This is a genomic window from Ramlibacter sp. (genome assembly GCF_036383835.1).
Classification (GTDB): Bacteria; Pseudomonadota; Gammaproteobacteria; order Burkholderiales; family Burkholderiaceae_C; genus Ramlibacter.
The window spans coordinates 1-26,174 of record NZ_DASVNN010000132.1; the positions used below are offsets into that span (position 1 = coordinate 1).

The 26,174-nt window shown below is 69.6% G+C and carries 30 protein-coding genes; 15 read left to right on the forward strand and 15 right to left on the reverse strand.

Annotated features, from left to right (window positions below; all coding sequences use genetic code 11):
• Positions 1 to 81: 81 nt before the first annotated feature.
• The 6 genes from VF522_RS20920 to VF522_RS20945 form a co-directional block, all read right to left on the reverse strand.
• Entirely contained in the window at positions 82 to 2,154 is a 2,073-nt protein-coding gene (locus VF522_RS20920) for an acetyl/propionyl/methylcrotonyl-CoA carboxylase subunit alpha (RefSeq protein WP_349256514.1), read from the reverse strand.
• Positions 2,154 to 2,792 (reverse strand): DUF4126 domain-containing protein, encoded by a 639-nt coding sequence (locus VF522_RS20925; protein ID WP_330910248.1) that lies wholly within the window; start codon positions 2,790 to 2,792, stop codon positions 2,154 to 2,156. The genes VF522_RS20920 and VF522_RS20925 overlap by 1 nt, the downstream gene beginning before the upstream one ends.
• A gap of 1 nt (position 2,793) precedes the next feature.
• Complete coding sequence (locus tag VF522_RS20930) at positions 2,794 to 3,576, reverse strand: enoyl-CoA hydratase/isomerase family protein (protein WP_330910249.1); 783 nt, start codon at positions 3,574 to 3,576, stop codon at positions 2,794 to 2,796.
• Positions 3,573 to 4,430, reverse strand: a complete 858-nt coding sequence (locus tag VF522_RS20935) for a hypothetical protein (RefSeq protein ID WP_330910250.1) — start codon at positions 4,428 to 4,430, stop codon at positions 3,573 to 3,575. Before VF522_RS20935 ends, VF522_RS20930 begins: the two co-directional genes overlap by 4 nt.
• A 23-nt stretch (positions 4,431 to 4,453) precedes the next feature.
• Positions 4,454 to 5,587, reverse strand: coding sequence for an acyl-CoA dehydrogenase family protein (locus VF522_RS20940; RefSeq protein WP_330910251.1), 1,134 nt, complete (start codon positions 5,585 to 5,587; stop codon positions 4,454 to 4,456).
• A gap of 66 nt (positions 5,588 to 5,653) precedes the next feature.
• Positions 5,654 to 7,276: a carboxyl transferase domain-containing protein gene (locus VF522_RS20945; RefSeq protein WP_330910252.1), complete on the reverse strand. Its 1,623-nt coding sequence runs from the start codon at positions 7,274 to 7,276 to the stop codon at positions 5,654 to 5,656.
• Between the two features lie 150 nt (positions 7,277 to 7,426).
• Here VF522_RS20945 and VF522_RS20950 point away from each other — a divergent pair, with 150 nt between their 5' ends.
• The 3 genes from VF522_RS20950 (at position 7,427) to VF522_RS20960 (ending at position 9,845) form a co-directional block, all read left to right on the forward strand.
• Positions 7,427 to 8,452 (forward strand): AraC family transcriptional regulator, encoded by a 1,026-nt coding sequence (locus tag VF522_RS20950; RefSeq protein WP_330910253.1) that lies wholly within the window; start codon positions 7,427 to 7,429, stop codon positions 8,450 to 8,452.
• A gap of 144 nt (positions 8,453 to 8,596) precedes the next feature.
• Positions 8,597 to 8,962, forward strand: a complete 366-nt coding sequence (locus VF522_RS20955) for a DUF4186 domain-containing protein (RefSeq protein ID WP_330910255.1) — start codon at positions 8,597 to 8,599, stop codon at positions 8,960 to 8,962.
• Positions 8,952 to 9,845 (forward strand): reductase, encoded by an 894-nt coding sequence (locus VF522_RS20960; RefSeq protein WP_330910256.1) that lies wholly within the window; start codon positions 8,952 to 8,954, stop codon positions 9,843 to 9,845. Before VF522_RS20955 ends, VF522_RS20960 begins: the two co-directional genes overlap by 11 nt.
• A gap of 1 nt (position 9,846) precedes the next feature.
• Here the strand turns inward: VF522_RS20960 and VF522_RS20965 are convergent, their stop codons facing one another.
• A complete protein-coding gene (locus VF522_RS20965) occupies positions 9,847 to 10,647 on the reverse strand; it encodes a metallophosphoesterase family protein (RefSeq protein WP_330910257.1) in 801 nt (266 codons plus the stop codon).
• A gap of 195 nt (positions 10,648 to 10,842) precedes the next feature.
• On the opposite strand from VF522_RS20965, the gene VF522_RS20970 reads away from it, so the two are divergent.
• The 3 genes from VF522_RS20970 to VF522_RS20980 all read left to right on the forward strand — a co-directional run bounded on the left by VF522_RS20970 (position 10,843) and on the right by VF522_RS20980 (position 13,353).
• The gene (locus VF522_RS20970) at positions 10,843 to 11,745 is read left to right on the forward strand and encodes a nucleotidyltransferase (RefSeq protein WP_330910258.1); all 903 of its coding nucleotides are present in this window, start codon (positions 10,843 to 10,845) and stop codon (positions 11,743 to 11,745) included.
• Between the two features lie 77 nt (positions 11,746 to 11,822).
• Positions 11,823 to 12,074, forward strand: coding sequence for a hypothetical protein (locus tag VF522_RS20975; protein ID WP_330910259.1), 252 nt, complete (start codon positions 11,823 to 11,825; stop codon positions 12,072 to 12,074).
• A gap of 55 nt (positions 12,075 to 12,129) precedes the next feature.
• Positions 12,130 to 13,353 (forward strand): MFS transporter, encoded by a 1,224-nt coding sequence (locus VF522_RS20980; RefSeq protein WP_330910260.1) that lies wholly within the window; start codon positions 12,130 to 12,132, stop codon positions 13,351 to 13,353.
• On the opposite strand, the gene VF522_RS20985 is transcribed toward VF522_RS20980, so the two are convergent.
• Positions 13,272 to 13,694, reverse strand: a complete 423-nt coding sequence (locus VF522_RS20985; RefSeq protein WP_330910261.1) for a hypothetical protein — start codon at positions 13,692 to 13,694, stop codon at positions 13,272 to 13,274. The genes VF522_RS20980 and VF522_RS20985 overlap by 82 nt on opposite strands.
• Positions 13,695 to 13,857: 163 nt before the next feature.
• On the opposite strand from VF522_RS20985, the gene VF522_RS20990 reads away from it, so the two are divergent.
• The 4 genes from VF522_RS20990 (at position 13,858) to VF522_RS21005 (ending at position 16,133) form a co-directional block, all read left to right on the forward strand.
• The gene (locus VF522_RS20990; RefSeq protein WP_330910262.1) at positions 13,858 to 14,373 is read left to right on the forward strand and encodes a hypothetical protein; all 516 of its coding nucleotides are present in this window, start codon (positions 13,858 to 13,860) and stop codon (positions 14,371 to 14,373) included.
• Positions 14,374 to 14,416: 43 nt separating this feature from the next.
• Positions 14,417 to 15,043 carry a nitrile hydratase subunit alpha gene (nthA, locus tag VF522_RS20995; protein WP_330910263.1) on the forward strand — a complete coding sequence of 209 codons (627 nt, stop codon included), beginning with the start codon at positions 14,417 to 14,419 and terminating at the stop codon, positions 15,041 to 15,043.
• Positions 15,040 to 15,702: a nitrile hydratase subunit beta gene (gene nthB / locus VF522_RS21000; protein ID WP_330910264.1), complete on the forward strand. Its 663-nt coding sequence runs from the start codon at positions 15,040 to 15,042 to the stop codon at positions 15,700 to 15,702. The genes nthA and nthB overlap by 4 nt, the downstream gene beginning before the upstream one ends.
• Positions 15,703 to 15,776: 74 nt before the next feature.
• A complete protein-coding gene (locus VF522_RS21005; protein WP_330910265.1) occupies positions 15,777 to 16,133 on the forward strand; it encodes a hypothetical protein in 357 nt (118 codons plus the stop codon).
• Here the strand turns inward: VF522_RS21005 and VF522_RS21010 are convergent.
• On the reverse strand, positions 16,130 to 16,324 hold the full coding sequence (locus VF522_RS21010) for a hypothetical protein (protein WP_330910266.1): 195 nt from the start codon (positions 16,322 to 16,324) through the stop codon (positions 16,130 to 16,132). The two genes, VF522_RS21005 and VF522_RS21010, sit on opposite strands and share 4 nt — an antisense overlap.
• A gap of 65 nt (positions 16,325 to 16,389) precedes the next feature.
• Between VF522_RS21010 and VF522_RS21015 the strand changes: the two genes are divergently transcribed.
• Positions 16,390 to 17,112, forward strand: a complete 723-nt coding sequence (locus VF522_RS21015) for a Crp/Fnr family transcriptional regulator (RefSeq protein ID WP_330910267.1) — start codon at positions 16,390 to 16,392, stop codon at positions 17,110 to 17,112.
• Positions 17,109 to 17,483 (forward strand): nitrile hydratase accessory protein, encoded by a 375-nt coding sequence (locus VF522_RS21020; protein ID WP_330910268.1) that lies wholly within the window; start codon positions 17,109 to 17,111, stop codon positions 17,481 to 17,483. Before VF522_RS21015 ends, VF522_RS21020 begins: the two co-directional genes overlap by 4 nt.
• Here VF522_RS21020 and VF522_RS21025 read toward each other — a convergent pair.
• The 3 genes from VF522_RS21025 to VF522_RS21035 form a co-directional block, all read right to left on the reverse strand.
• Entirely contained in the window at positions 17,480 to 17,764 is a 285-nt protein-coding gene (locus VF522_RS21025; RefSeq protein ID WP_330910269.1) for a hypothetical protein, read from the reverse strand. The genes VF522_RS21020 and VF522_RS21025 overlap by 4 nt on opposite strands.
• Before the next feature lie 40 nt (positions 17,765 to 17,804).
• Positions 17,805 to 18,167 (reverse strand): hypothetical protein, encoded by a 363-nt coding sequence (locus VF522_RS21030; RefSeq protein WP_330910270.1) that lies wholly within the window; start codon positions 18,165 to 18,167, stop codon positions 17,805 to 17,807.
• A gap of 135 nt (positions 18,168 to 18,302) precedes the next feature.
• On the reverse strand, positions 18,303 to 18,668 hold the full coding sequence (locus tag VF522_RS21035) for a hypothetical protein (RefSeq protein ID WP_330910271.1): 366 nt from the start codon (positions 18,666 to 18,668) through the stop codon (positions 18,303 to 18,305).
• 136 nt (positions 18,669 to 18,804) lie between these two features.
• On the opposite strand from VF522_RS21035, the gene VF522_RS21040 reads away from it, so the two are divergent.
• The 3 genes from VF522_RS21040 (at position 18,805) to VF522_RS21050 (ending at position 20,048) form a co-directional block, all read left to right on the forward strand.
• Complete coding sequence (locus VF522_RS21040; RefSeq protein WP_330910272.1) at positions 18,805 to 18,978, forward strand: hypothetical protein; 174 nt, start codon at positions 18,805 to 18,807, stop codon at positions 18,976 to 18,978.
• Between the two features lie 134 nt (positions 18,979 to 19,112).
• Positions 19,113 to 19,481, forward strand: a complete 369-nt coding sequence (locus VF522_RS21045) for a hypothetical protein (protein WP_330910273.1) — start codon at positions 19,113 to 19,115, stop codon at positions 19,479 to 19,481.
• 174 nt (positions 19,482 to 19,655) lie between these two features.
• Entirely contained in the window at positions 19,656 to 20,048 is a 393-nt protein-coding gene (locus VF522_RS21050; RefSeq protein ID WP_330910274.1) for a response regulator, read from the forward strand.
• Positions 20,049 to 20,055: 7 nt separating this feature from the next.
• Here the strand turns inward: VF522_RS21050 and VF522_RS21055 are convergent, their stop codons facing one another.
• From VF522_RS21055 to VF522_RS21065, 3 genes are all read right to left on the reverse strand, one after another.
• A complete protein-coding gene (locus VF522_RS21055; protein ID WP_330910275.1) occupies positions 20,056 to 20,472 on the reverse strand; it encodes a response regulator in 417 nt (138 codons plus the stop codon).
• Between the two features lie 8 nt (positions 20,473 to 20,480).
• A complete protein-coding gene (locus tag VF522_RS21060; RefSeq protein ID WP_330910276.1) occupies positions 20,481 to 22,148 on the reverse strand; it encodes a response regulator in 1,668 nt (555 codons plus the stop codon).
• Between the two features lie 7 nt (positions 22,149 to 22,155).
• Positions 22,156 to 26,174, reverse strand: a 4,019-nt coding sequence (locus VF522_RS21065) for a response regulator (RefSeq protein ID WP_330910277.1), incomplete at its 5' end; no start/stop codon positions are given.

The window sequence follows — 26,174 nt, forward strand, 5'->3', positions numbered from 1 at the left end:
TCCGTCATCCCCGCGCAGGCGGGGATCCAGGGCTTCCTGCTTCTTGAATGCCCTGGATTCCCGCCTCCGCGGGAATGACGACTAGGCGCTCAACTTGAGCAACTCCGCCCCCTCCGCCACCTGGTCCCCCGGCGCGTAGAGCAACTCCGCCACCGTCCCGTCCGCCGGCGCGGCGATGGTGTGCTCCATCTTCATCGTCTCCATCACCGCCAGCGCCTGGCCCTTCTTCACCTGCTCGCCCGCCTTCACCGCGAACGACACCACCTTGCCCGGCATCGGCGCGGTGAGGCGGCCGCCTTCGGCGGCGCTGTCGCCGGCGTGCGCGAGCAGGTCGATCGAGACGATCTGCGTCGCGCCCTCGGCGGCGAACACGTGGTCGGCCTCGCCCAGCGTGTAGACCACCGCCCGCGTGCGGCGGCCGGCATAACTCACGTCCAGCGTCTCGCCATGGGCGCGGAAGGACAGCGGCGCGGCGGCCTGGCCGTTGATCGCCAGCACCAGCGCGCCGTCGTGCAGGGTCGTGAGTTCGGCCTTGGTGTGCCGGCCGTGAAAGTCGAACTCCAGCCGGCGCGTGGCGACGCCATGCGAGCGCCAGCCGTCGCGGCGGCTGAAAGGATCGTCGCCGGCATGGACCTGCTCGTCGAGCAGCGTCTTGGCGACCGCTGCTGCCGCAGCCAGCTCCAGGCCGACTCGCTCCTGGTCGAACAGCACCGAAGCCTCGCGCTGGATCAGCGCCGTGTCCAGGTCCGCCTGCGCGAAGGAGCGGCTGCGCACCACGTGGCGCAGGAACTGCACGTTGGTGTTCAGCCCCACGATGTGCGTCGCGGCCAGCGCCTGGTCGAGCCGCGCCAGGGCTTCCTCGCGCGTGGCGCCGTGCACGATCAGCTTGGCGATCATCGAATCGTAGAAGGGCGAGATCGCGTCGCCTTCGCGCACGCCGTCGTCCACGCGCACGGTGCCGCGCTGGAATGCGGTCGCAGCGGGCTTGCGGTAGACATGCAGCGTGCCGGTCGCGGGCAGGAAGTTGTTGTCCGGGTTCTCGGCGCAGATGCGCGCCTCGATCGCATGGCCGTGGATGCGCAGCTCTTCCTGTTTCAGGGGCAATGGCTCACCGGAAGCCACGCGCAGCTGCCATTCCACGAGATCGAGGCCGGTGATCGCTTCGGTCACCGGGTGTTCCACCTGCAGGCGCGTGTTCATCTCCATGAAGAAGAAGTTCATGCCTCCGTCGTCATCCCCGCGGAGGCGGGGATCCAGGGCTTCCGCTCCTGGACGCTCAGGATTCCCGCCTCCGCGGGAATGACCGGACGCCTTCTGCTCCACGATGAACTCCACCGTGCCCGCGCCGACGTACTTCACCGCGCGCGCCGCCGCGACCGCCGCCTCGCCCATGCGGCGGCGCAGTGCCTCGGTCATGCCCGGCGCCGGCGCTTCCTCCAGCACCTTCTGGTGCCGGCGCTGCACCGAGCAATCCCGCTCGAACAGGTACACGAAGTTGCCCTGGGTGTCGCCGAACACCTGGATCTCGATGTGGCGCGGCCGCGTGACGTACTTCTCCACCAGCACGGCCTCGTCGCCGAAGCTGTTGCGCGCCTCGCGCTGGCAGGACGCGAGCGCCGCCGCGAAATCCCCGGCCTTCTCCACTGCGCGCATGCCCTTGCCGCCGCCGCCGGCGCTCGCCTTGATCAGCACCGGATAGCCGATGCGGTCGGCCTCGCGCTGCAACAGCTCCGGATCCTGGTCGGCGCCGTGGTAGCCCGGCACCAGCGGCACGCCGGCCTTCTCCATCAGCTGCTTGGACTCCGCCTTCAGGCCCATGGCCTGGATCGCGGACGCGGGCGGGCCGATGAACACCAGCCCCGCTTCCGCGCAGGCGGCGGCGAAGCCCTCGTTCTCGCTGAGGAAGCCGTAGCCGGGATGGATCGCCTGCGCGCCGGTCGCCTTGGCCGCCTCGAGGATGCGTTCCCAGCGCAGGTAACTGTCCTTGGGCGCGCTGCCGCCGATATGCACCGCCTCGTCGCAGGCGTGGACGTGCTTGGCGTCGGCATCCGCATCCGAATAGACGGCGACCGTCTGGATGGCCATGCGGCGCGCGGTTGCCGCAACGCGGCAGGCGATCTCACCCCGGTTCGCGATCAGGATCTTCTTGAACATCAGCCCAGCTCCCGCGGCAGCGGCCGCCCTTTGAAGAATTCACTCACCCCGCGCAGCACGGTGCGCAGGAACTTGATCAGCACCACCATCAGGATCACTGCCAGCACGATGCTCACGACGAGCACGATCGCGAAGATCGCCGGATGCGTGGCCGACAGCCACAGCATGAACACCACGAGCCCGTCCTCCGCCAGCGACACCGCCACGTTGGAGAAAGGCTCGGGCGAGGTGTTGACGGCCGCCCGCGTCGTCATCTTGGTGGCGTGGCTCGTGGCTGCCAGGCTGCCGCCCAGGAGCGCCGCGACCCAGGTCCAGGCCTCGCCGTTCGCACCCAGCGCGCCGGCCGCGAGCGCGGCGCCCGCGGGGATGCGGATCACCGTATGCACGGCGTCCCACACCGAATCGACGAGGGGGATCTTGTCGGCGAAGAACTCGATGAACAGCATGAAGCCGCTCGCGATCAGCACGCCCGGATGCTGCAGCACCTGCAGTCCCGCCGGCAGGTCGATCCAGCCCAGCCAGCCCGCCGCGCCGGTGAGGAACACCGCCGCATAGAGCCGGAAGCCGCTGGCCCAGCCGAGCGCGGCCGCCAGCGCCAGCAACTGCGGCGTGTCGACGAGCTTGCCCAGGGCTTCCATGTCAGGGCAACAGCCAGGTCGGCTTGCGCTTGCCGAGGAAGGACTGGATGCCTTCGCGCCCCTCGTCGCTGGCGCGGATGTCCGCGATGCCTTCGACGGTGCGGCGCACCAGCCCCGCCGTGATCTCGTGGCCGGCCACGTCGTGCAGCAGCTTCTTGCAGGCCTTCACCGCCTCCGGACCGGCGCTCACCAGCGACTGCGCGAGCGCGGTCACCGCGCCATCGAGCGCCTCGGCCTTCACGACCTGGTGCACGAATCCGATGCGCTGGGCCTCTTCGGCACCGAAACGTTCCGCGGTGAGGAAGTAGCGGTGCGCCGCCCGCGCGCCCATCGCGCGGATGACGTAGGGGCTGATGGTGGCGGGGATCAGCCCCAGCTTCACCTCGCTCAGGCAGAACTGCGCGGTGTCCACGCTCACGGCGATGTCGCACGCGGCGACCAGGCCCATGCCGCCCGCATACGTGTCGCCCTGCACGCGCGCGATCGTCGGCAGCGGGCAGTGGTACAGCGCCTCCAGCATGCGCGCCAGGCCGGCCGCATCCGCCAGGTTCTCCTCGCGACCGTAGTCGGCCATGCTCTTCATCCAGTTGAGGTCGGCTCCCGCGCAGAACGCCGGGCCGTTGCCGGCCAGCACCACGCAGCGGACTTCCGGGCGCTTGGCCAGTTCGGAAAACACCGCCGTGAGTTCGGCGATGACCTCGTCGTTGAAGGCGTTGCGGACCTCGGGCCGGTTGAGCGTCACGGTCTCCACGCCGCGGTCGAAATGCAGGGTCAGGTGCTTCATGGGGTTCCTTCACGGCGCGGCTCGCGGGTCCAGACGACCGCTCCGTTCACCGCGTACAGCTTGCAGGGTTGGTGCGCCACGCGCTCGCACATCAGCAGCGCACGCTCGGCGGGGTCTCTCGGCAGCGACGCATCGGACGGCTTCAGGCCGGAGGTCGAGTACCAGTGGCCGTCCTCCGACAGCGCAAAGGCCCGCGGTGTCGGCCGCTGCAGCCAATTGCGGTATTCGCCGCGCCCGCGGTCGGACAGGTAGGGGATCGCGTCGACGTCGTCGATCGCGGCGTAACCCGACGCGATCCGCCGCGGCTGTTCGGGCGCCGCGGCCACGGACGCGGCGGGCGCCTGCTGCGCGAGCGGGGGCGCGGTCACCGGGGTCGACGCTGCGGCGAAGCCGCGCGCGAACTGCCCCTTGAGGTCGACCACTGCGCGCGAGTTGCCGGCGTGGCATTCATAGGCCACGGGGCTGTCCATCTCGACGCCGTTGTAGTTGCTCACGATGCCCACGACCGCCACCGCACCGGCCGCGCGTGCCTTGGCCTGCAGGTCGACCAGGGCCTTGCGGAACGCATCGACGCACACCTGCTCGTCGCCGCGGCGCGCGGTGCGCCCGTAGGGATTGAACGGCCCGTACGGATCGGCGACGGCGTGCACGACGGCGCTGCCTCCGGACAGGTCCAGGCCCTGTGCGGACGCCTTGCCGAAGCGCAAGGGGATGTCGCTCGCGACGAGGTTGCGCGTGCCCTGGCTGCGCAAGGCGGGCTCGACGGGCAGCAACAACTTGTCGTTGCGCGCCGCGGCGCTGCCGGCAAGCGCGGCCAGCGACAGGGCGGCCAGGATGGAACAGGGATGGCGCATCGGGTCTCCTCCGTGGTGAAGCCTCAGTATCGCTTCGCGGCTTCTTCCAGCATCACCTCGGTGGCGCCGCCGCCGATGGCCAGCACGCGCGCATCCCGCCACAGCCGCTCCACCGCCGTCTCCCGGATGTAGCCCATGCCGCCGTGGAACTGCTGGCAGCCCTGCACCACCTCGTTGGCCAGTTCGCCGGTGAGCGCCTTGAGCATCGAGACGTCCTGCACGATGTCGTGGCCCTGCGTCACGCGCCAGGCGCAGTGGTACAGGAACTGGCGCGCCGCGCGCGTCTTCGCATCGAGCATGGACAGCCGCTGGCGGATCACCTGCTGGTCCCACAGCGTCCCGCCGAAAGCCTGCCGCTGCCGCACGTGGTCCAGCGTGAGCTTCAGCGCCTGCTGGCAATGCCCGACCGCCATCGCGGCCAGCGCGATGCGCTCGGTCTGGAAGTTCTTCATCACCGAGTAGAAGCCCTTGCCTTCCTCGCCCAGCAGGTTGGCGGCGGGAATGCGCACGCCGTCGAACACCAGTTCGGCGGTGTCGGAGGAAAGCCAGCCGGTTTTCTTCAGCGCGCGGCCGACGGTGAAACCCGGCGTGCCCTTCTCCACGATGAACATGGAGATGTCGCGCTTGCCCGGCCCGGTCCTGGCGGCGACGAAGTAGAGGTCCGCGTGCACGCCGTTGGTGATGAACATCTTGGTGCCGTTCAGCACCCAGCCGCCATCTTCGCGCCTCGCGTTCGTGCGGATACCGGCCACGTCGGAGCCTGCGCCCGGCTCGGTGATCGCGACGGCGCAGATCTTCTCCCCGGCGCACACCTGCCGCAGGTACTTGTCCTTCTGCGCCGCGTTGCCCGCATGGTGCAGGTGCGGCCCGGCCATGTCGGTGTGGACCAGCACGGTGATGATGAAGCCGCCGAAGGTCGATTGCGACAGGGCCTCGGCGAACACCAGGTTGGTCAGCGCGTCGGCGCCGCCGCCACCGTACTCGGGCTCGAACACGAGTCCGAGCATGCCGGCCGCGCCCATCCTGCGCAGCACCTCGCGCGGCACGCAGCCCTGCTCTTCCCACCGGTCGCCGTGTGGCTCCACTTCCTTCGCGAGGAAGCGCGCGACCTGGTCGCGCAGCAGCTCGTGCTCGGGGGTGTCGTAGATCTGGTTCATCGTTGGGCGTTGAGCGTTGAGCGAATTCGGGGACGCTGAACGCCGAACGCTCAACGCCCAACCTCCTTACATCCGGAACACGCCGAACTTCGGCTCGCCGATCGGCGCGTTCAGCGAAGCCGACAAACCGAGCGCCAGCACGCGGCGGGTGTCGGCCGGATCGATCACGCCGTCGTCCCACAGCCGCGCGCTGGAGTAGTAGGGATGCGACTGCCGGTTGAACTGGTCGAGGACCGGCTGCTTGAACGCGGCCTCCTCCTCGCCGCTCCAGCTGCCGCCGCGCGACTCGATGCCGTCGCGCTTGACGGTGGCGAGAACGCTGGCCGCCTGCTCGGCGCCCATCACGCAGATGCGCGCGCTGGGCCACATCCACAGGAAGCGCGGCGAATAGGCCCGGCCGCACATGCCGTAGTTGCCGGCGCCGTAGCTGCCGCCGATGATGATCGTGAACTTGGGCACGGTGGCCGTGGCCACCGCCGTCACCATCTTCGCGCCGTGGCGCGCGATGCCCTCGGCCTCGTACTTGCGCCCGACCATGAAGCCCGTGATGTTCTGCAGGAACACCAGCGGCACCTTGCGCTGGCAGCACAGCTCGATGAAGTGCGCGCCCTTCTGCGCCGACTCCGAGAACAGGATGCCGTTGTTGGCGACGATGCCCACCGGCATGCCTTCGACGTGCGCGAAGCCGCACACCAGCGTGGCGCCGTAGCGGGCCTTGAATTCGTGGAACTCCGAGCCGTCGACGATGCGGGCGATGATCTCGCGCACGTCGAAGGGCTTGCGCGCGTCGGTGGGGATGATCCCGTACAGCTCGCGGCCGTCGTATTTCGGCGGCACCGGCCGGCGGACCTGCACCGGCGGCTCCTTGCCGCGATTGAGCGTGGCGACCGCCTGGCGCGCCAGCGCCAGCGCGTGCGCGTCGTTCATCGCGAGGTGGTCGGCCACGCCCGAGAGGCGCGTGTGGACGTCACCGCCGCCGAGGTCTTCCGCGCTCACCACCTCGCCGGTGGCGGCCTTCACCAGCGGCGGGCCGCCCAGGAAGATCGTGCCCTGCTCCTTGACGATGATGGTCTCGTCGCTCATCGCCGGCACGTAGGCGCCGCCGGCCGTGCACGAGCCCATCACCACCGCGACCTGCGCGATGCCCTGCGCGGACAGGTTGGCCTGGTTGTAGAAGATGCGGCCGAAGTGGTCGCGGTCCGGGAACACGTCGTCCTGGTTCGGCAGGTTGGCGCCGCCCGAATCCACCAGGTAGATGCAGGGCAGGCGGTTCTGCGCCGCGATCTCCTGCGCCCGCAGGTGCTTCTTCACCGTCATCGGGTAGTAGGTGCCGCCCTTGACCGTGGCGTCGTTGCAGACGACCACGCAGTCGATGCCGTTCACGCGGCCGATGCCGGCGATCAGGCCGGCGCAGGGCGCGGCCATGGTGCCGTCCTTCTCCAGGTACATGCCGTGCCCCGCGAGCGGCGCGATCTCCAGGAAGGGCGTGCCGGGATCGAGCAGCATCTGCACCCGCTCGCGCGGCGGCAGCTTGCCGCGCGCCTCGTGCTTCTTCCGTGCCGCCTCGCCGCCGCCGGCCGCGTGCAGCGCCACCTGCGCATCCAGGTCGTCGACCAGCGACTGCATCGCCGCCGCATTGGCCTGGAAGTCGGCCGAGCGGGAATTGAGTTGTGTCTCCAGAACCGGCATGTCTTTGGATCCTTCTCCCTCCCCCTCCAGGGGAGGGCTGGGGTGGGGGCGCTCCCCACGATAACGCGAACCTCGCGAGCTTAGGCAAGCCGCTGTATCCTTGGCTGCCCGGCAGGTTGCAAATCCTGCCATCGCGTCCATCCGCCCACGATGACCAGCCGCCGCCCCGCCCCGAACCCCGCCGCCGTCACGCCCATGGCCTTCGCCCGAGCCATCGTCGCGGCCTACCGGCGCCACGGGCGGAGCCCCGACCAGGCCCTCAAGCTGGCACAGATCACGCCACTGCAGCTGCAGCGCCCGGAGGCCCGCATGACGGCGCGCCAGATGGAGCTCCTGTCGGCGGCGGCGATGCAGGAACTGGACGACGAAGGCCTGGCCGCCTTCGGCCGCCGCCTGCCCTGGGGCAGCTACGGCATGCTGGCGCGCGCCTCGCTCACGGCGCCGGACCTCGGCGTGGCGCTCAAGCGCTGGTGCCGCCACCATGATTTGCTGACCGACGACATCCGGCTGACGCTGCAGGCCGGCGGCCAGGTCGCCACGATCGCACTGGAGGAACTGCAGCCGCTGCCGCGCGAAGTGCGCGAGCTGAGCCTGGCCTTCATCCTGCGCAACATCCACGGCCTCGCCTGCTGGTACGTCGACTCGCGCATCCCGCTGCTGGCCGCGCGCTTTCCCTTCCCGGCGCCGCCGCACGCCGAGGCCTACGCGCACATGTTCCCCGGCGCGCTGGAGTTCGACGCGCCGCAGGCGGAGATCCGCTTCGACGCCCGCTACCTGAAGCTGCCGCTGCGGCGCGACGAGAAGGCGCTGGCGCAGATGCTGCAGCGCGCGCTGTCGATCACCGTGCTGCAGTACCGCCGCGACCGCCTGCTGGTGCCGCAGGTGCGGCAGGCGCTGGCCGCGCACCCCGAGCGCGCCCACAGCGCCGAAGCGCTGGCGCAGCTGCTGCACGTCTCGACGCGCACGCTGCACCGGCAGCTGAAGGAGGAAGGCGCGAGCCTGCAGCAGCTCAAGGACGAAGTGCGGCTGGAGCGCGCCAAGGACCTCCTGTGGCGCACCGACAAGCCGGTCAAGCAGGTGGCCGCGGCGGTGGGCTTTCGCAACGAGAAGAGCTTCGCGCGCGCGTTCCGCCAGTGGATGGGGACGACGCCGGCGGCTTTTCGTGAAAGCTCCTGAAAGGCCAACATCCGGACGCAGAGGACGCGAAGGCTTCGCAGAGGACGCAGAAGATACAGAGAAAATTTCCTTGTTGAATTCTTTGCGCCCTCTGCGAAACCTCTGCGCACTCTGCGTCCGGATGTCGGCTCTTAAGATCCTCCCATGCGCGACCTCGACACCACCTTCGCCGCACTGCAGCGCTCGCATTTCCGGCAGCGCTTCCGCCTGGGCGCGCGCGAGCGCGACTACCTGCAGGCCAAGGGCAGGACCACGGTACTCGAACACGCGGCCGACTTCGTCGCGCAGCGGCTCGCCCCGGCGGAGCCCCGCAACGACGGCAAGCAAACGCCGATGCGCGGCCATCCGGTGTTCATCGCGCAGCACGCCACGGCCACGTGCTGCCGCGGCTGCCTCGCCAAGTGGCATGGCATCCCGAAAGGCCACCTGCTCAGCGAATCCGAGCAACTGCATGCGGTGGCCGCGATCCGGCGCTGGCTGCGCGAACAGGAGGCGGGCGATGCATCCTGACGACCCCATCCCCTACATCCAGCGCACGCACGACTGGTACCGCGCCCTCGGCTACGACGCTCCCTACCGCTACGCGCACTTCGAGGACGTGCCGTTCCAGCCGTGGCGCAAGCCGCTGGCCGACTGCGTGCTGACGCTGGTCACCACCGCCGCGCCGTTCCAGCCGGACAAGGGAGCGCAAGGACCCGGCGCGCCCTACAACGCCGCGGCGAAGTTCCATGCGCCCTACACCGGCGACACCGCGCGCGACCACGACCTGCGCATCTCGCACGTGGCGATCGACCGCCGGCACGCCGACATGGAAGACGCGAACTGCTGGTTTCCGCTGCCGCTGATGCGGCGCCTGGCCGCCGAGGGGCGCTTTCGCCTCGCACCGCGCTTCCACGGCGCACCCACCAATCGCAGCCAGCGCCACACCCTGGACATCGACGCGCCGCTGATGGTGCAGCGCTGCCGCGAGGACGGCGTCGATGCGGCAGTGCTGGTGCCGAACTGCCCGGTGTGCCACCAGACGCTCGCCCTCGTCGCGCGCGAACTGGAAGCCGCCGGAATCGCCACAGTGATCATCGGCGCGGCGAAGGACATCGTGGAGCACGTCGGCGTGCCGCGCTTGCTGTTCTCGGATTTCCCCCTCGGCAACGCCGCCGGCAAGCCGGGCGATCCCGCGTCGCAGCGCCAGACGCTGGACCTCGCCTTGCAGCTGCTCGAGACGGCGAGCGCACCGCGCACCACCGTGCGTTCGCCGCAGCGCTGGAGCGACTCGGCAGACTGGAAGCTGGATTACTGCAACGCCGCTCGCGTGGCGCCGGAAGAACTCGCGCGCCTGCGCGCCGAGTTCGATGCGGGCAAGGACACCGCGCGCCGCCTGCGCGAGGCGGGCTGAGCTACTTCGCCACCGCCACTTCCGGCTGCCCCTGCGGCTGCGGATGGGCCTGCGGCGACTGGGCTTCGCGCGGCATCTCGTACAGCCGGAACGCCGGCTGGTCCGGCCGGCTGCGCTGCAGCAGCGGCTTGGCCACGTTGAACACCGGGATGCCGTTGATGGTCTTGCCTTCCATGGTGCCGCGGTGCGCATGGCCATGGAACACCGCATCCACCGGATAGCGCAGCAGCGGATCTTCCAGCCGGCTGCTGCCCAGGAAAGGGAAGATCTCGGCCGGCTCGCCCGCCAGCGTGCTGGCCACCGGCGAGTAATGCAGCAGGGCGATGCGCCGCGGCGTGCGCAGCTTGGCGAGCGCCGACTCCAGCTTCATCGCTTCATGCAGGGCTTCCTGCACGAACATCTTGATCGCCGGCTCGCCCCAGGCGCCGAGCGAGCCGCGCCCGAAGCCGCCGGCGAATCCCTTGGTGCCGGCGATGCCCACGCCCTCGATCTCGCAGGCTTCGCCGTCGAGCACGCGCACGCCGTGCTTGGCCAGCTGCTCGATCACCACCTGGGGCGTGCCGGACTCGTAGTCGTGGTTGCCGAGCACCGCGATGATCGGGATCTTCACCACGCTGAGCTCGTCGGCCAGGACATGGGCTTCCTCCGCGGTGCCGTAGTCAGTCAGGTCGCCGCACAGCAGCAGCGCGTCGGCCGTTTCCGCGGCCTGCGCGAAGAAGGCGCGCAGGCTGCCGGCGTGGTCCTTGGTGACGTGGAGGTCGCCGACGGCGGCGAAGCGGACACTGTTGGCGGACTTGCCCATGGGTGGTTCGTGGATGAGACACGCCATGCTGCCGCAGCCCGCCGGTGCCCGCAATCCCGATCCACCGTCGCAGCCTGTAGGTGCGCGCCGACGCGGTGTGGGTCCGGCCGTACGTCGGCGAGGGCCTTTCGGCCGAGGTGGTGCCGGCCTCCCGGCCTAGTGCGCAAAGGCGCGAAGAAGCGTAACTTCCGCTGCATGTCTTCGATCCCGCTCGCTCCCTCCCTCGAGGAGGAAGTCCTGCCCGAAACGGCGGCTTTCTACCGACGCGCGCTGCAGGCCCTGGTGGACGCCCGGATCCCCTTCCTCGTGGGCGGAGCGTTCGCGCATGCCTGCTACACCGGCATCCGGCGCTCGACCAAGGACCTCGACCTGTTCATCATGCGCCGCGACTACGACCGCATCGATGCGCTGATGCAGGCCGAAGGCTGGCGCACCGAGATGAGCTATCCGCACTGGCTGGCCAAGGTGTATGCCGGCGAAGAGTTCATCGATCTCATCTTCAACTCGGGCAACGGGCTCACGCCGGTGGACGAACGCTGGTTCAACGGCAACCCGCAGGCGGAGATCCTCGGCGTACCGGTGCGCATCGCCAACATGGAGGACGGGCTGCTGTCCAAGGCCTTCATCATGGAGCGCGAGCGCTTCGACGGCGCCGACGTCGCCCACCTGATCCAGGCGAACGCCGAGCACATCGACTGGCCCGGGCTGCTGGAGCGCTTCGGCACGCACTGGCGCGTGCTGCTGGCGCACCTCTCGCTGTTCGGCTTCATCTACCCCGGCGAGCGCCAGCGCGTGCCGGCCTGGGTCATGGACCAGCTGATGAGGAAGCTCGCGGCCGAGAACCGCAAGCCGCCGGCGATGGACCCGCACGTCTGCGCCGGCACGCTGCTCTCCCGCGAGCAGTACCTGCACGACGTCGAGCGGCTCGGCTACGTGGACGGCCGCCTGACCCCGGTGAGCACGATGACGCCGCAGGACGTGAAGGTGTGGACTGAAGCGATCCCTTCGCGGCAGCCGGAAGCGGCCGCGGAGGAGCCGCCGCATCCACCGCTGGCGGTCGCGCCCGCCGACATCGCCCTGATGCAAACCCACGACTGAGGGACGGGGAACACGCGGCGCGCGATCCCCTCCAAAATGGCATGCCCATCCCCGCATGGGACTTGAAGGAGGTGACCATGGACCTGCGTCTTCGTCTTCTCGAATCCTTCCGCGCGACCGGCTCCGACGGCGTGAGCTACAAGGTCATGGCGTACGAGCGGCTCGCGCGCGACGCTTCCTTCGCCGACGACGAGCACTGGGAGCCGACCGGCCAGGCCGAATACCGGCTCGCCGACGGCCGCTTCGTCGACGTGAAGCGCGACGGCGAGATGTGCATCGCCGGCACCACCGTGGTCCTGAGCCCGGACCAGGTACGCGCCACCGCGTAGCCGGCTCCGGCCGCGCCGCTACACTGCCGGGACCTTTGGCAGTCCCGGCAAGCGATTGAAGATCTTCTACGGCTGGCGCATCTCCGCTGCGGGCGCCGGCATCCACTTCCTGCACTCGTCCCTGCTGCTGCAGGCCTTCGGCGCTTACGTGGCGGTGCTGTCGGAGGAAAACGGCTGGAGCAAGACGGCGCTGGCGGGCGGCGCGGCCTTGCAGTCGCTGGAAGGCGCGCTGCTCGGGCCGGCGCTCGGCTGGCTGGTGGACCGCTTCGGCCCGCGCCACCTGGTGCAGGCCGGGATCGTGCTGCTGTCGCTCGGCTTCTTCGCCTTCAGCCAGTTGCAGACCCTCGGCGACTTCTACGTCGCGGTGGTGATCATCTCGGTGGGCGCGAGCCTGTCGGGGTACTTCCCTTTCTCGGTGGCGCTGGTCCATTGGTTCGAGAAGCGGCGGGCCCGTGCGCTGTCCTTCATGAGCCTGGGCCTGGCGGCCGGCGGCGTGGCCGTGCCGCTCGTGGGCTGGGCCATGCAGGCCTACGGCTGGCGCAGCACCGCGCTGGCCTCCTCGATCATCACGCTGCTGGTCGGACTGCCGCTGGCGCGCGTGGTGCGGCGCAATCCGGCGGAGATCGGCGAAACCATGGACGGCCTGCCGCCAGCGCCGCCGGCCGAACCCACCCTCGGCGGCACGCTGCCCGCGCCGGCGCGCTCCTTCACCGCGGCCGAGGCGCTGCGCACGCGCGCGTTCTGGCTGCTGGGCATCGCCCACGGCTTCGCCCTGCTGGTGGTCACCGCCGTCAACGTGCACGCCATCTCGCACATGAAGGAAGGCCTCGGCTACTCGCTGCCGCAGGCCTCGCTGGTGATCACGCTGATGACGATGGCGCAGGCGGTGGGCGTGCTGCTCGGCGCGGCCATGGGCGACCGCTGGAACAAGCGGCGCGTCGCGGCGCTGTGCATGCTCCTGCACATGGTGGGACTGCTGATGCTGACCTGGGCCGTGCACCCGCTGATGCTGGGCGCCTTCGCCCTCGCGCACGGCGTCGCGTGGGGATTGCGGGGGCCCTTCATGCAGGCACTGCGCGCCGACTACTTCGGGCTGCAGGCGATCGGCATGATCCTCGGCCTGTCGGCCATCATCATCTCGGTGGGACAGGTGGCCGGGCCCATGATCGCGGGCGTGTTCGCCGACCTGAACGGCAACTACCGCGCGGGGTTCACGATCCTGGCGCTGGTGGCCGGATCGGGCTCGCTGCTGTTCCTGCTGGCGCGCAAGCCGGCCTGATCGCCTTCGGCCGGAGCGGCGGGCGCGGCGCGCTTCTGCTCGGCGCGGGCGGCGGCCTGCTGCTCTTCCCACTTCATGCCGCCGGCGAACAGCAGCACGACCATCGGCACCACGATCGCCAGGATCTTGTGCTGCCGCCAGGGGTCGGGCCGGCGCTCGCGCGTGAGCATCAGGGCCTCGGCGAAGGCGAGCGTCATGAAGCACGCGGGCACGGCGCCGAGCGACCACCACAGCACGGCATCCGACGGTTCGGAATGCGGGCCGCCTTGCGACAGCAAGGCATAGGCGATGAGCAGCCACAGGGGCAGCAGCCCGAGACCGCCGTAAAGCAGGAAGCCCATGCGGGCCAGTCTAGCGCCGGGCGTGCCGGCCTGCACGGGTTTTGACACTTATTCACGCGCCCGCGAGCCGCGCCCGACCTGCCCGTCCCGCGTTCGGGGGCGCTTCCTACAAGCGGCTTTCGGGGACTCTTCCATGCTTGGGCAAAGCAAAGGAGCCAGGCTCATGCACACCAGCAAACACACCCTCATCGCGGCCTTCGTGGCCACCCTCGCCGTCGCGCCGGCCTTCGCCGGCCCGGGCCATGGCAACGGCCATGGCGATGGCCACGGCAAACGCGAAGGCAGGCATGCCGTCGTGCAGAAGCACGGTGGCGAGCGCCACGGCGACAGGCATGCGCGCCGCGACGACGATCGCCGCATCGCCCTGCGCAACGACGCCCGCCGCGACCACAACGACGCCCGCCGCTTCGCCCATGACGACACGCGCGTGCTCGGCGCCGCCGGCTGCCCGCCGGGACTGGCCAAGAAGGACAACGGCTGCCTGCCCCCGGGCCAGGCGAAGAAGGTCGTCGTGGGCCACCGCGTGCCCTCCGGCGCGGACTTCACGATCCCGCCGCGCGTGCTCTCGACCCTGCCCGCACCGCCGGTGGGCTACCGCTACGCCATCGTGGGCAACCAGGTGGTGCTGGTGTCCAGAGGCGACATCGTCGTCGACATCATCCGCAGCCTGCTGGGCTGACCCCCGCTTGCAGGTGCCGCAGGCGTTGCGGCACACTGCGGCGATGGGCGCGCACGAACACGATCACGGCCACGCGCACGGCGAGCTGGACGAGACCGAGCTGCGCGTGCGCGCGCTGCAGGCGGTCCTCACGCAGAAGGGCTACGTCGATCCGGCCGCGCTCGACGCGATCGTCGAGACCTACCAGACGCGCATCGGGCCGCGCAACGGCGCCCGCGTCGTGGCGCGCGCCTGGAGCGATCCGGCGTTTCGCGACTGGCTGCTGCGGGATGCCTCCGCCGCGATCGCCTCGCTGGGCTACACCGGACGGCAGGGCGAACACATGGTGGCCGTGGAGAACAGCGACCGCGTGCACAACATGGTGGTGTGCACTCTGTGCAGCTGCTATCCCTGGCCGGTCCTCGGCCTGCCGCCCGTCTGGTACAAGAGCGCGCCCTACCGTTCCCGCGCCGTGCGCGATCCGCGCGGCGTGCTGGCGGAATTCGGCGTCGGCCTGCCCGCGGACCGCGAGATCCGCGTCTGGGATTCCACCGCCGAAGTGCGCTACCTCGTGATCCCGCAACGGCCCGCGGGCACGGAAGGGCTCGCCGAGGAGCAGCTCGCCGGCCTCGTCACGCGCGACTCCATGATCGGCACCGGCCTGCCGCTCGCACCCGGGACACCGGCGTGAGCTACACGACGCACGCCGACCTCGGCGGCCAGCCGGGCCACGGCGCGGTCTTTCCGGAGAGCGAGGACATCCGCTTCCACGCGGACTGGGAGAAGGACGCGCTGGCCCTCGTGCTCGCGATGGGCGCCACCGGCAGCTGGAACATCGACATGAGCCGCGCGGCGCGCGAGACCCTGCGCCATTACGGGCGGCTGTCCTATTACCAGGTCTGGCTCGCCGCGCTCGAGAAGCTGATGCAGGAACGCGGCCAGGTGGAGGCCGGCGAGATCGCCGCGGGACGCATGCTGCATCCGCCGGTGCCGATCGCGCGCGTGCTGCACGCACCCGACGTGGAAGCCGCGCTCGCGAAAGGTTCGCCCACGCTGCGGCCGTCCACGCAGGCGCCGCGCTTCCACGTGGGACAGCGCGTGCGCACGCGCGACCACGCCGTCGCGCACCACACTCGGCTGCCCGGCTACGTGCGCGGCAAGGTGGGCAGCATCGAGCGCTGCCACGGCAGCCACGTGTTCGCCGACACGCATGCGCAAGGCCTCGGCGAGCAGCCGCAGCCGCTATACACGGTGGTGTTCGATGGCCGCGAACTCTGGGGCGAGGAAGCGGCAACCGGCCTGCGCGTTTCCGTCGACGCGTGGGAAAGCTACCTGCAGCCCGATCCCTGAGGAATCACCTCGGCGATTCCTGCCGGCTGGAGGGCGATCGGCCTTTTGCTCTACACTGCGAGAGCAAAAGGGACATGCCGGCAAGCCGTTTTTCATCGCCGCAAGAAGCCGTCAGCCATGCGCTGGCGGCCCTGGAGCGCTACCACGCGCACCTGCGCAAGCTCGGGGCGCACTGGATGGACCTCGAGCTGTACCGGCGCGTCGGCGACGAGCTCGACGAGATCCGCCAGGGCTGCCGCGAAGTGCCGGAGCTCACCCAGGCCTGGGTCGAACTGCTGATCGCCCACGCCGAGCTGGTCCAGAACCTGTGGCAGAGCTCCCGTCCGGGCGCCCCCGCCAGCGCCGAGGGCCGGCAGCAACTCCTGGCGAGGGTCTCGGGGCACGTCGAAGCGCTCCAGAACAAGTGCCTGCGCCTCGTGCAGACGCACTAGGGCGCCAGCAGCGCGCGCAGCCGGCCGGCTTCTTCCCGCATCAGGTCCAGGTCGCGCCGCAGCGCGAGTGCGATCCCATCCGTTCCACGGTCCTGCGCCATCCGCAGGTCGTGCTCGGCCAGCGCCGCCTCCAGCCGCCGCAGGGCGCGCCGGAGTTCCTCCGCGGAAGGGCTGTGTCCGGATTCGTACATAGCCCCACTATAGGGCAGCGCTTGCAGCTATAACGGAGCCCCGCGGGGAAAGCGAGACGAACTTCATGGACGGCGCCCCATTCCACCTGCGCGACAACCGCCTGCTGTCGCTCCTCGATGACGCCACGCTGCAGACGCTGGCGCCCCACCTCGAACCGGTGCGCCTGCACCAGGGCGACGCCATGTACGAGCCCCTGCGGCCGATGCTGCATGCCTGGTTCCCCACCGACTGCGTGCTGTCGATGCTGGCTGCGAACGCCGACGGCGAGATGGCGGTGGAGGTGGCCACCATCGGCAGCGAAGGCATGGTGGGCGTCGCGCTGTACCTCGGCGCGGAGCTCGCGCACGGCCTGGTGTTCACGCAGGTCGACGGCGGCGCCTTCCGCATGCCGGCCGACGTCTTCCGCGCCGCGACCCGCGACCGCCCGGCGCTGGCGCGCGTCGTCCTGCGCTACACCCACGCGCTGATGGTGCAGATCGCGCAGGGAACGGCCTGCAACCGCGTCCACCACATCGGCCAGCGCTGCGCGCGCTGGCTGCTGCAGACACACGACCGGGTGCGCGGCGACACCTTCGACCTCACGCAGGAATATCTCGCGCACATGCTGGGCGAGCGGAGGGCGGCGGTGAACGCGGCGGCCTCGCAGTTGCAAAGCCAGGGCCTGATCCGCTACACGCGCGGCCGCATCCAGGTGACGGACCGTCCCGGCCTGGAGGCGGCGGCCTGCTCGTGCTACGGCGTGATCCGCGACCAGTACGTGCGCATGCTGGCGCCGGTCGCGCCATGAGCGGGGGCGCGCGTCCGCTGCCCGAGGTGCCGGGCATCCCCTGCGACACCGAAGGCCCGGCGTTCCGCGCGCCCTGGCAGGCGCAGGCTTTCGCGATGACCGTGGCGCTGCACGAGCGCGGCCTGTTCACCTGGCCCGAATGGGCGCAGGCACTCGCCCGCTGCATCGCGGCCGCGCCCGCGCTGCCCGGCGAGGACGCGGGCGACGCCTATTACCGGCAGTGGCTCGCGGCCCTGGAGGAGATGGTGGCGGACAAGGGGGCGAGTTCCACGACGGAACTGCGCCGCTTCCAGCACGCCTGGGACCGCGCCGCGGATCGCACGCCGCACGGCCAGCCGATCGAGCTGCGGCCGGCCGACTTCGAGGACTAGGAGTCGCTGCCGCCGCCCGAGGGCCGGCCCAGCGGGATCGCCGGATCGATGCGCCGCTTGTAGTGCGCGTAGTCGGGTGAAGGATCGCTCACGCCGGCGTGGCCCACGCTTTCGAGCAGCTCGGACTGGATCGCGACGTGCGAGATCCCATCGCCTGCGCGCCGGCGGCCACGCAGGCCTTCGGCGAACTTCAGCGCTTCGGACAGGGCATCGGAGGGGAAGCTGCGGGCGCGCGGCTCACCGGCGCCCTCCCGGGATTCGAGCCAGAACACGACGATCATGCGGCGAGTCTCGCACGCCGCGGCCCGCGCCGTGCCGGCTTCAGCCGCACCGCGGCGGAGCGCGGTCCACGTATTCCTGGCACTTGGCGCGCAATTCCTCGATCAGCACGCAATGCTGTGCGTGGTAGGCGACGACGCGGCCGTTGATGCGGCTGGGCGCGCTGAGCGTCCACAGCGCATGCGTCAGGTCGACCCGGCTGATCAGCAGGTCGGTCCAGCTGCCGGCCAGCGCCGGCAGCAGATGGGCCTCCATCTGCATGTGGTCGAACTGGTCGGAAAGCTGGCGGTACAGCTCGGGGTCCCAGCGGCGGTGCAGCAGCTCGCGCAGTTTCTCGTCGTACGTGCGCAGCTCCTGCGAGAGCTGCTTCGCGATGGCCGCCTGTTCGGAGGAATGGGATTGCATGTGAGCCGTCGCTGGTTCCGGCCGTCACTTTACAAGCGACACGCATGAGCACGCAAGGGCCCTCGGCCGAATGCAGTAGGTCGCCCGGGTTGGCGGGAAAATTGCTGGACCGGGGTACGCGCCGGTTCCGCGAGCTCAGAATGCGAAGGCTTGCCGGAACGCGTCGCAGAAAGTGGCGGTGCCGCTCAGCGTCAGGGTGAGCGTCGTGCGCTGCGTATCGGGCCCCTCGGCCTGCAGCGCGAGGCCGCGCCCGGCCGCATAGCGCACCGCGAGCGGCGTCGCCAGTTCGCGCACGCCCTGCAGTTCGACATCCCACTCGCCGCCTTCTTCCAGCGGCGCCGGGGCACCGAAGCTGCGATGCGCCCAGTCGAGCACGCGCAGCACCTCGGCCTGCAAGGCATCGAACTGGGCCGGCGCCGCGGCGGCCATGGCATCGAAGCTGCCGTGGCCCTCGGCATCCTCGGAATAGTCGAAATCGAGATAAGCGAGGCCGGTTTCCATGCAGCGATCATAGGCAGCGGCAGCCGCCGTTAGCAAACCGCGGCAGGCGTTACAGCACGCGACACCCGGCCGGGCAAGTGTCCGCTAGCTTAGCCAGCAGGCGCGTGGTGTGCGCGAAGCATTACAGGGAGACAAGATGGACCCGAACCTCCTCATCGCGCTGGCGATCGTCGTGCTGCTGCTGGTGGTGGGCAAGGCGGTGATCGCGCGGCACCGGCCCACCGGGCACCTGGCCTACCGCTTCGGGCCGGAGGACGAGCGCGCCGCGCGCCGGGAACGGCGCCGCACGCCGCGCTGGCGCGAACGCTGACCCCAGCGGTACGGGCAAGTCCCAGTGTCGAGCCGGGATTTCCGCTTGCACAACCGTCCAGCCGGCCTACACTGAACTCCTTTGGCGTACACGCGCCGGAAGAACGCAGCAACGCAGACTGCGGGAGGGGCAACATGTCGGTCAACGATTCTCAGGCCGTCCAGGCCACGGCTCGCCATCTGGTGGTGGCGCTGGAGAGTTACGAGCCGCACGTGCGCGAACTGGTTTCGGGCTGGCTCGACATGGAGCTCTACCTGACCGTGAGCGCCGAGGTCGACGACCTCAAGCTCTGCTGTTCCACGCTCCCCGAACTGTCCGTCCCCTGGGTCTCGCTGCTCATCTCGCATGCGGAACTGGTGCACTGCCTGTGGCGCAGTTCGCAACCGGTGCCGCCGCGCCGCTACGAAGTCGAGCGGCGCCTCGATGAACACCTGGAGTCCGTGCGCTGGCTGCGCGCCCGCGCGAAGATGATCGCCGGCGCGCCGGGGAACGCCCGCGCCTGAGGGCGCCAGGCCGGATACCGGCCGGGGTCTGCGCGACCACCGCCGGCTCCTCGGCGCAAGGCGGCGCGGGGTGCGCCTGCGCCTTGTTGTCCTACGGCCACTCGCGCGGCCATCGCCTTCTTTCGCTGCCATGCACGGGATAGAAGCAACAGCAGCCGATCTTCGCCGAACACCGTGGCACTCCACGTTTTCATCGCGGAAGACAACAGGGCCTCGCTGGAGTCCCTGGTCGAGCTGCTGACGGTGATCGGCGGCATCGCGATCGTCGGATCGGCCAATTCGGAACTGGGCGTGGCCGACTGGCTGATCAACCACCCGGTTTCCTGCGACCTGCTCGTCACGGACCTGTTGCTGCTCCCCGGCGGCTCCGGGTTCGGGGTCATCCGGCACGCGAAGTCGCTGCGCGAGTCCACCAAGGTCGTCGTCTTCAGCGACTTCGTCACTCCGGCCGTGGCCGAGCGCTGTACTGCCCTGGGAGCCGACTCCGTCTTCAACAAGTCGGACCTCGAGGAGTTCCTCGACTACGTCCGCTCGATGCGGGCCGATGCGGTGGGGGCCGCGGAATGAGCGGCTCTCAGCCGGGCAAGGGACTGCGCGCGAGATCCTCGATGTACTGCGCGAGCTGCCGGCTCTCCGTCTTGTGGAACACCGCATGGGCCCCGAGCGACTCGCAGTGCCGGCGGATCACGTCGGTGACGTAGGCACTGAACACCACGACCACGCCGCAGTCCGGACGGTGCCCCAGTTGCCGCACGATGTTGAATCCATCGCCCTGCTCCAGCGTCAGGTCGACGATGGCCAGGTCCCACGCGCCGGCATGCGACGCCGCCCACTCGAGGGCCTTGGCTTCGGAGCCCACGACGGCGCAGATCACCGCATCCGCCGCGGCGCAGACCAGGTCGCCCAGGGCCACCTGCATGTTGGGAGCGTCTTCCACGATGAAGACCCGCATCCTGCCGGTCGTGTCGCTGTGCACCTTGCCGTCGTCCATCCGCAGGGCTAGGGACGCTTTTCCGCCAGCCGCGCCTCGATCAGCCTCACCAGGGCCTGGACGTCCACCGGCTTGACCAGGTGGCCGTCGAAGCCGGCCGCGTTCGCCTTCTGGATGTCCTGCGGCTGGCCCCAGCCCGTCACCGCCACCACCATGCGGCTCCGGCCGCCTTCCTGCTCCCGCAGGCGCAGGCAGGTCTCGTACCCATTGAGCCCGGGCATGCCGATGTCCAGCAGCACGAGCTGCGGGTCGAAGCGCCCGGCTTCCTCGAGGGCCGCCGCGCCGTCGTACACCTTGCGCGACTCGTGGCCCATCACCTGCAGCAGCACGGCCAGCGTCTCGGCGGCATCGCGGTTGTCGTCGGCCACCAGGATGCGCAGGCTGCCGGGCACGGCCGCCACCGCGGACGGCCCGGCCGCATCGGCCGGCTGCGGCGGGACCGCCATGGCGAGCGGCAGCCGGATCGTGAACTGGCTGCCCTTGCCCGGCCCTTCGCTGGCCGCGACGATGGTGCCCCCGTGCATCTGCACCAGCTTGCGCGTGAGCGACAGGCCCACGCCGAGGCCGCCGCGCGAACGCGAGAGCGCCGACTCCTCCTGCGCGAACAGGTCGAACACGCGCTCCAGGCGGTGCGGCGGGATGCCGATGCCGCTGTCGCGGATGCTGACGATGCCGAAGCCGGCGTCGCCGACCACCCGGACTTCGATCTGGCCGCCGGGATCGGTGTACTTCGCCGCGTTGCCCAGGATGTTCATGAAGACCTGCGCGAGGCGTGCGCGGTCCGCGCTCACCACCAGCCTGGCCGGCGGCTGCAGCACGGTGAGCTTGTGGCCCGAGCCGTCGATCTGCGGCTGGATCGTCTCCACCGCATCGGCCAGCACGTCCTCGATCGCGACCGGTTCGCGGCGCAGCTCGATGCGGCCCTGGTTGATGCGGCTGACGTCCATCAGGTCCTCGATCAGCCTGCTCATCGCGCCGACCTGGCGGTCGACGATGTCGGAGGCCCACTGCACGTCGGGCGTGCCCGGCCCGCGCAGCTTGAGGAAGTGGACCGCGTTGCGCATCGGCGCCAGCGGGTTGCGCAGCTCGTGGGCGAGGATCGCGAGGAATTCGTCCTTGCGCCGGCTCGCGTCCAGCAGCAGCGCCTCGCTCTCCTGCAGCTCGCGGGTGCGCTCCTGCACGCGCTCGTCGAGCGAGGCATTCAGCTCCGACAGCCGCGCCTCGGCACGCCGGCGCTCCGCCACTTCGGCCACCAGCAGGCGGTTGACCCGTTCGGCCTCGCGGTTCTTGCGGTGCAGTTCGGCGAACACCGCGACCTTCGAGCGCAGCACCGCCGGGTTCACCGGCTTGTGCAGGTAGTCCACGGCGCCGCTGCCGTAGCCCTCGAGGATGTGCTGGTCCTCGTTGTAGTAGGCGGTGAGGAAGATGATGGGAACGCGCGCCGTCTTGCGGCGTTCCTTCACCATCTGCGCGAGCTCGAAGCCGTTCATGCCGGGCATCTGCACGTCCAGCACCAGCGCGGCGAACTCGTCGGCCACCAGCGCCAGCAGCGCATCGTCGCCCGAGCCCGCGCGCACCAGGCGGTAGCCCGGGTCGTCCAGGATCGACTCCAGCACCGCGAGGTTGCGCGGCTCGTCGTCGACGATGAGGATGTTGACGGTTTCGACGGGGTTCATGGGACGCTCAGCGGAACAGCCAGACGCGCATCAGCGACAGCAGCTGGTCGGTGTTCACGGGCTTGGAAATGTAGTCGCTGGCGCCGGCCTCCAGGCATTTCTCGCGGTCGCCCTTCATGGCCTTCGCCGTGAGCGCCAGGATCGGCAGGGTGCGGAAGGCGGGGTCCTTGCGGATCTCGCGCATGGTCTCGTAGCCGTCCATCTCCGGCATCATGATGTCCATCAGCACCATCTCGAAGTCCGGCGAGCCCTTCAGGATGTCGATGGCCTGGCGGCCGTTGGTGGCGCTGACAACCTCCACTTCGTGGTTCTCCAGCACCGAGGTGAGCGCGAAGATGTTGCGCGCGTCGTCGTCCACCACCAGCACCTTGCGCCCGTGCAGCACCTCCGCGGAGTTGTGCAGGCGTTCCAGCATGGCCTGCTTCTCCGGCGGCAGCTGCGTCACCAGGCGGTGCAGGAACAGCGCCGTCTCGTCCAGCAGGCGCTCGGGCGACTGCACGTCCTTCAGCACGATGCTCTTGGCCATCGTGTTCAGCCGTGCCTGCTCGTCGGGGTTGAGGTCCTTGCCCGTGAACACCACCACCGGCACGTTGGTGAGCTGCTGCTCCTCGCGCATCTGCTCCAGCAGCTCGAAGCCGCTCATGTCCGGCAGCCGCAGGTCCAGCACCACGCAGTCGAAGGGCTGCCGCTTCATCGCCGTGAGCGCGGCCTCGCCGCTGCCCGCCGTGGCGATGTCGATGTCGTCGTAGCCTAGGAGTTCCACCACGGCATCGCGCTCGATCTCGTTGTCCTCCACCACCAGCAGGCGCTTGGTGCGCGGCTGCACGAATTCCTTGAGGCGGTCGAAGGCGGCTTCCAGGCCGGCGGTCGTGGGCTCCTTCAGCAGGTAGTTGAAGGCGCCGTGCGACAGGCCGTGTTGGCGCTCCTCCTCCAGCGTGACGATCTGCACCGGGATGTGACGCAGCGCCGGATCGAGCTTCAGCTGGTTCAGCACCGTCCACCCCAGCATGTCGGGCAGGAAGATGTCCAGCGAGATGGCGGTCGGCAGGTACTGGCGCGCCAGCGACAGGCCGATCGCGCCCTTGTTGGCGACCAGGCCCTTGAAGCCCTTGTCGCGCGCCAGCCCCAGCAGGATGCGGGCGTAGTGCGGGTCGTCCTCGATCACCAGCAGCACCGGGTCGCCGGGCTGCAGGGTCTCGCGGTCGTCGGGGATGTGCTCCTCGCGCGCCACCGGCAGCGTGATGACGGTGGTCTCCTGCGCCTTGGCCTTGCGCGAACTCACGGTCGCCGTGTCGGGGCCCGAGTAGTGCAGCGGCAGGTAGAGCGTGAAGGTCGACCCCTGGCCGGGCACCGACTGCAGCTTGATCTCGCCCCCGAGCAGGAAGGCCAGCTCGCGCGAGATCGCGAGGCCCAGGCCGGTGCCGCCGTACTTGCGCGAAGTGCCGGCGTCGGCCTGCTGGAAGGCCTCGAAGATCAGGCGCTGCTTCTCCGGCGGCACGCCGATGCCGGTGTCCTCCACCGCGAAGGCGATGACGTTCTGCGTCTGCGACAGCACCGGGTGGTCGGCGCTCCAGCCGGCCTCGGCCATGCCGACGCGCACTTCCACGCGGCCATGCGCCGTGAACTTCACCGCGTTGGACAGCAGGTTCTTCAGGATCTGCTGCAGGCGCTTGGGATCGCTGTCCATGGTGCGCGGCAGGGCGTCCGCGAACTTCAGCACCAGCGGCAGGTTCTTCTGCTCGGCGACGTGGCGGAAGTTGCGGTCCAGGCTCTCGCGCAGGCCGAAGAAGGTGATCTCCTCGATGTCGACGGTCACCGTGCCCGACTCGATCTTGGACAGGTCCAGGATGTCGTTGATCAGGTTCAGCAGGTCGGAGCCCGAGGAGTTGATGTTGCGCGAGAACTCCACCTGCTTGCCGGTGAGGTTGCCGGCGGTGTTTTCCGCCAGCTGCTGCGACAGGATCAGGATCGAATTGAGCGGCGTGCGCAGCTCGTGCGACATGTTGGCCAGGAACTCCGACTTGTACTTGGAGGTGAGCGCCAGTTCGGACGCCTTCTCCTCCAGCGCGCGGCGGGCCTGTTCCACTTCGGAGTTCTTGCGCTCCACTTCCGCGTTCTGCTCGGCGAGCAGGCGCGCCTTGGTGCCCAGTTCCTCGTTGGTCTGCTGCAGCTCGATCTGGCGGGCCTGCAGTTCGCTGGTGAGCTGCTGCGACTGCTTGAGCAGGCCCTCGGTGCGCATCGTCGCCTCGATGGTGTTGAACACCGCGCCGATGCCCAGCGCCAGCTGGTCGAGAAAGTTCAGGTTCACCGTCGTGAAGGGCTGCAGCGAGGCCAGCTCGATCACCGCCTTGGTCTGGTTTTCGTACAGCACCGGCAGCACGATCACGCTCAGGTTGCGCGACTCGCCGAGGCTGGAGCCGATGCTCACGTATTCCGCCGGCACGTCCGTCAGCAGGATGCGGCGGTTCTGCAGCGCGCATTCGCCGACCAGGCCTTCGCCGGGAAGGATCGTGCCAGGCAGGGGCGCGCGGCCGGACTGCGCGTAGGTGGCCAGCAGGCTCAGCTCGCCGGTGCTGTCGTCGAGGTTGCTGTGGTAGATGCCGCCCTGGTGCGCGTTCACCAGCGGCGCGAGCTCCGACAGCAGCGTCTTGCCCACCGCGTTGAGGTCGCGCTGGCCCTGCAGCATGCCGGTGAAGCGCGCCAGGTTGGTCTTCAGCCAGTCCTGCTCGCGGTTCGATTCCGTGGTCTCCCGCAGGTTGGAGATCATGGTGTTGATGTTGTCCTTCAGCTCGGACACTTCACCCTTGGCATCCACCTGGATCGAACGCGTCAGGTCGCCCTTGGTCACGGCGGTCGCCACTTCGGCGATCGCGCGCACCTGCGTCGTGAGGTTGGCCGCCAGCAGGTTCACGTTGCCGGTGAGGTCCTTCCAGGTGCCCGAGGCGCCCGGCACGTTGGCCTGGCCGCCGAGGCGCCCGTCCACGCCCACCTCGCGCGCCACGTTGGTCACCTGGTCGGCGAAGATGGCGAGCGTGTCGGTCATGCCGTTGATGGTGTCGGCCAGCGCGGCCACTTCGCCCTTGGCCTGCACCGTCAGGCGCTGCGTCAGGTTGCCGTTGGCCACCGCGGTCACCACCTTCACGATGCCCCGCACCTGCTCGGTGAGGTTGGAGGCCATGAAGTTGACGTTGTCGGTGAGGTCCTTCCAGGTGCCGCCCACGCCGGTCACCTGGGCCTGTCCGCCCAGCTTGCCCTCGGTGCCCACTTCGCGGGCCACGCGCGTCACTTCGTTGGCGAAGGAGTTGAGCTGGTCGACCATCGTGTTGATGGTGTTCTTCAGCTCGAGGATCTCGCCCTTCACGTCCACCGTGATCTTGCGGTTCAGGTCGCCGCGCGCCACGGCCGTCGTCACCTCGGCGATGTTCCGCACCTGCGAGGTGAGGTTCGCGCCCATGGTGTTCACCGAGTCGGTCAGGTCCTTCCAGGTGCCGGCCACCCCGGGTACCACGGCCTGCACGCCCAGCCGGCCTTCCGTACCCACTTCGCGCGCCACCCGCGTCACTTCGGACGCGAAGGAGCGCAGCTGCTCCACCATCGTGTTGATGGTTTCCTTCAGCTGGAGAATCTCGCCGCGCACGTCCACGGTGATCTTCTTCGACAGGTCGCCGTTGGCCACCGCGATCGTCACCTCGGCGATGTTGCGCACCTGGTTGGTCAGGTTCGATGCCATCGAGTTGACGTTGTCGGTCAGGTCCTTCCAGGTGCCCGCGACGCCCGGCACCTGTGCCTGGCCGCCGAGCTTGCCTTCGGAACCCACTTCGCGCGCCACCCGCGTCACTTCGGAGGCGAAGGCGGAGAGCTGGTCCACCATCGTGTTGATGGTTTCCTTCAGCTGCAGGATCTCGCCCTTCACGTCCACCGTGATCTTGCGGCCGAGGTCGCCCCGCGCGATGGCGGTGGCCACGTCGGCGATGTTTCGCACCTGACCCGTCAGGTTGTTCGCCATCGAGTTGACGTTGTCCGTCA